The sequence below is a fragment of the Mucilaginibacter sp. P4_G9 genome (genome assembly GCF_056400985.1).
The window spans coordinates 1-3,406 of the sequence record NZ_JBFUKF010000491.1; the positions used below are offsets into that span (position 1 = coordinate 1).

General features: G+C 42.0%; 3 protein-coding genes. 2 read left to right on the plus strand and 1 reads right to left on the minus strand.

Features of this window, described 5'->3' with window-relative positions:
- The coding region (locus AC1DPZ_RS24265) for an ABC transporter permease (protein WP_477408323.1) at positions 1-1,244 on the plus strand (1,244 nt) is incomplete at its 5' end.
- A gap of 175 nt (positions 1,245-1,419) precedes the next feature.
- The gene (locus tag AC1DPZ_RS24270; protein ID WP_477408325.1) at positions 1,420-2,439 is read left to right on the plus strand and encodes a DUF4097 family beta strand repeat-containing protein; all 1,020 of its coding nucleotides are present in this window, start codon (positions 1,420-1,422) and stop codon (positions 2,437-2,439) included.
- A gap of 181 nt (positions 2,440-2,620) precedes the next feature.
- Here the strand turns inward: AC1DPZ_RS24270 and AC1DPZ_RS24275 are convergent.
- Positions 2,621-3,406, minus strand: a 786-nt coding sequence (locus tag AC1DPZ_RS24275; protein WP_477408327.1) for a sugar phosphate isomerase/epimerase family protein, incomplete at its 5' end; no start/stop codon positions are given.

The following is a 3,406-nucleotide window of genomic DNA, read 5'->3' on the forward strand; positions in this document are numbered from 1 at the left end:
CGTTACTGGTGCTAACTGTATTAGTAGCCGGGAGTTATCCTTCGCTGGTATTGTCGGCATTTAAGCCAGTGGTTACACTCAAAGGGAAGATGAGCAGGCAAGCCGGTGGTACCGCGGTACGCAAAGTATTTACCACATTGCAATTTGCCATATCGGTAGGGTTGATTATTTGTGGTATTATTATCGACAGGCAACTCTACTATTTCAGGCATGCGGAAACAGGTATCAACCGCGATAATATTGTGATGCTGCCGGTAGGTACCAACCTCGTAAAAAATTACCAGGCCTTTAAAAAAGACGTCAGTGATTTGGCAGGTATCGATAAGGTTGCTACATCACATTATGCCATGTACAAAGGCTATGATATGTTTTTTGCTGCCGGCAAAACTAAAGAAGAGAAAAGTATAGCTATAGCCAACTTAGTTGCCGATAATAACTTTATCCCTATTCTTGGTTTAAAATGGAAATATCCTCCTGCACAAAATACCGAAATTACCGGTCGTAATAAAGTTGTGATTAACGAACTGGCTATAGGAAAACTGCATTTGCCTGCAAACCCGGTAGGCAGTTTCATTAGTGATGGCAATAACAAACTCCAGGTTATGGGAGTGCTTAAAAATTTCAACTTTAGCTCAATGGCAGATGAGTTAAAACCCTTTGCTTTGTTTACGCTGCCGGATACCTCATCCTTTTGGAAAAGAACCGGCTGCAGTTTATTTGCCAGGATAAAACCGTATACCAATTTGCCAACGCTACTTAGCAAAATGCAGGGCATTTATAAAAAGTACGATCAGGATACGCCTTTCGATTATACTTTTATGGATGATGCTTTTAATCAGCAATACAAAGCCGAAGACCGCCTGGCATCTATATTCAGCCTGTTTACTTATATAACCGTTATACTTGCTACGATGGGCCTGTTTGGTTTGGCTGCATTCACTATTGAGCAGCGTACCAAAGAGATTGGCATCCGTAAAATATTAGGTGCCAGCCTGTCGACAATCAGCACCCTGTTATCTACGGATTTTCTGAAATTGGTGTTGCTATCGGTTATTATCGCTTCGCCAGTTGCCTGGTGGGCCATGCACAGCTGGCTGCAGAATTTTGCCTACCGCATTGCCATACCATGGTGGGTATTTACCGTTGCCGGGGCAATTGCGATGGTAACGGCGGTTGTCACTATTAGTTACCATGCTATAAAAGCAGCTTTGGCAAACCCGGTAAATAGTTTGAGATCGGAGTAGTTCATTGGTTCACCGGTTCATTAGTTCATTGGTGAAAAGTCTGATATTGAGATTTGATAGTAATATTTAGTAATTCTTTTTAATATTTAAAGCTTAGGATTTAGAATTTATTTTTTACCGGGTGCAACATATTTCTTCTTGCTGCTGTCTTATTAACAAACCAAACTAAAACATTATGAAAAAGCACTTACTGTTATTATTTGTTGCCTGCCAAAGCTGCGTTGTTTTTGCGCAGGACTCCAAAACGCCATACATGACCAAATCCTTATCAGGAGCTATAAAAGACGTATTTGTTAGTACATCCGGGGGCAGCATCAGCGTTAGCGGAGCAGCCGGGGAGACGCCTCGTGTAGAGGTTTATATCCAGGGCAACAATGTTATTGGCAAAATATCAAAAGAAGAAATAGAAAAACGCCTGCAAAACTATGACCTTAGTGTTACCGTTAGCGGCGGCGAAGTTCATGCAACCGCCAAAAACAAGCACAATTTCTCAAACTGGAAAAACTCTTTAAGTATTGGCTTTAAAGTATTTGTGCCAAAACAGGTTAATACAAGCCTGAATACCAGTGGTGGCAGCATCCACATGGATAATTTATCAGGTAATGAAAAATTTGAAACCAGTGGCGGCAGCTTACATGTTGACAAATTAACCGGTATTGTTAAAGGCGAAACATCTGGCGGCAGCATTCATGTAAGCAATTCGGGCTCRGATATCAGCCTTGAAACCAGCGGCGGCAGCATTGAAGCCAGCAATTGCAATGGCAAAATTCACCTCGGGACTTCTGGTGGTTCATTGCACCTTACCGACTTAAAAGGTACTATAGATGCAAATACCAGCGGTGGCAGTATCAGTGCAAATAACATAGCAGGCGAATTTAAAACAGGAACCTCGGGTGGTAGTATCAATCTTACTAACCTGGCATGCGCGCTCGATGCATCTACCAGCGGCGGCAGTTTTCATGCGCAATTTAACAGCGTTGGTAAATATGTTAAAGTAGATGTTAGCGGGCATGTAGACATATCGATTCCGTCAAAACAAGGTTTAGATCTTGATCTGCGTGCCGACAGGGTAGAAGCTAACTTCACCTCCAACTTTAGCGGAACTAAAGAAAAAGAAAAAATTGAAGGCAAACTAAACGGCGGCKGCTCTTCTGTTGTAGTAAGGGGTAACCGTATTAATCTTAATCTTAACTAAGATCTATATAAAGTAATTAAGTACGCACGGGGGCCTGTTGTTTAACGCGACAGGCCCTTTGTGTGTTAAGTCATAGGTACTTAGTCTTGAGTCCCAAGCTTTAAGCCTTAAGTCCCAAGCCATAAGCCTTAAGTCTAAAATGACAATTCAGACTTTAGACTTAGGGCTTCAGACTTAGGACTTAAGTCCCCTGGTAGCGCTTCTTAAGTAATTGCATCATGCCAACGTTAATGTCCCATTGGTTTGATACCGGCATTTTTGTATACGGCAGCATAGGCATGTAAGGAGAAGGGCCAAACTCGGGTGTAATGGTTAATTGCCCGGCACCGCTTTGCAGGCGCGAATTTACTATAGCATCCCACCACTGCAAATGTGCTTCCAGTTCTGTTTGCCATTCGGGGGCATTTGGATCAGAAACCTGCGCAGATTGGGCATGGCCAACGCGCGCGTGAATATGAATAGTTCGGCCGATGGCTATTTTAACCGCCTCCGGTTGTTGTTCCAACAGGCTTTCAGATACATTACACCAGTGCGAAAAATCTGCGGTTATTAAAACATCGGGATTATCTGAAAGTAATTGTTTAGCGATATGGGCTGCAAATAAAGCTTTATTCCGGTGCGTTTCATGGGCAATGGTAATGTCGCTTGCAACGGCAATCTCTTTGGCTATTGCAAAAAGCTCTTTGTTTTGGTCGTTTGTGAAATAATCCTTTCCGGTTTGCGAATCAATTAAAACCGGCTGCACTTGAACTGTATTTTCAAGATGTTTGCGGAAATTGATTTTGTGCAACTCAAAATCTTCTTCAAAAGATTGGTAATATTGACCAATCAATAACAGATCATATTTTTTAAGTGCATTTAAGAGGATATTCTTTTGCTGTTCATCAAAAGGTACAGATGCTTCGACACCCTGGTAACCGGCTTCCTTTACTTTATAACAAAATTCATCCCAGGACAATTGTTCAGA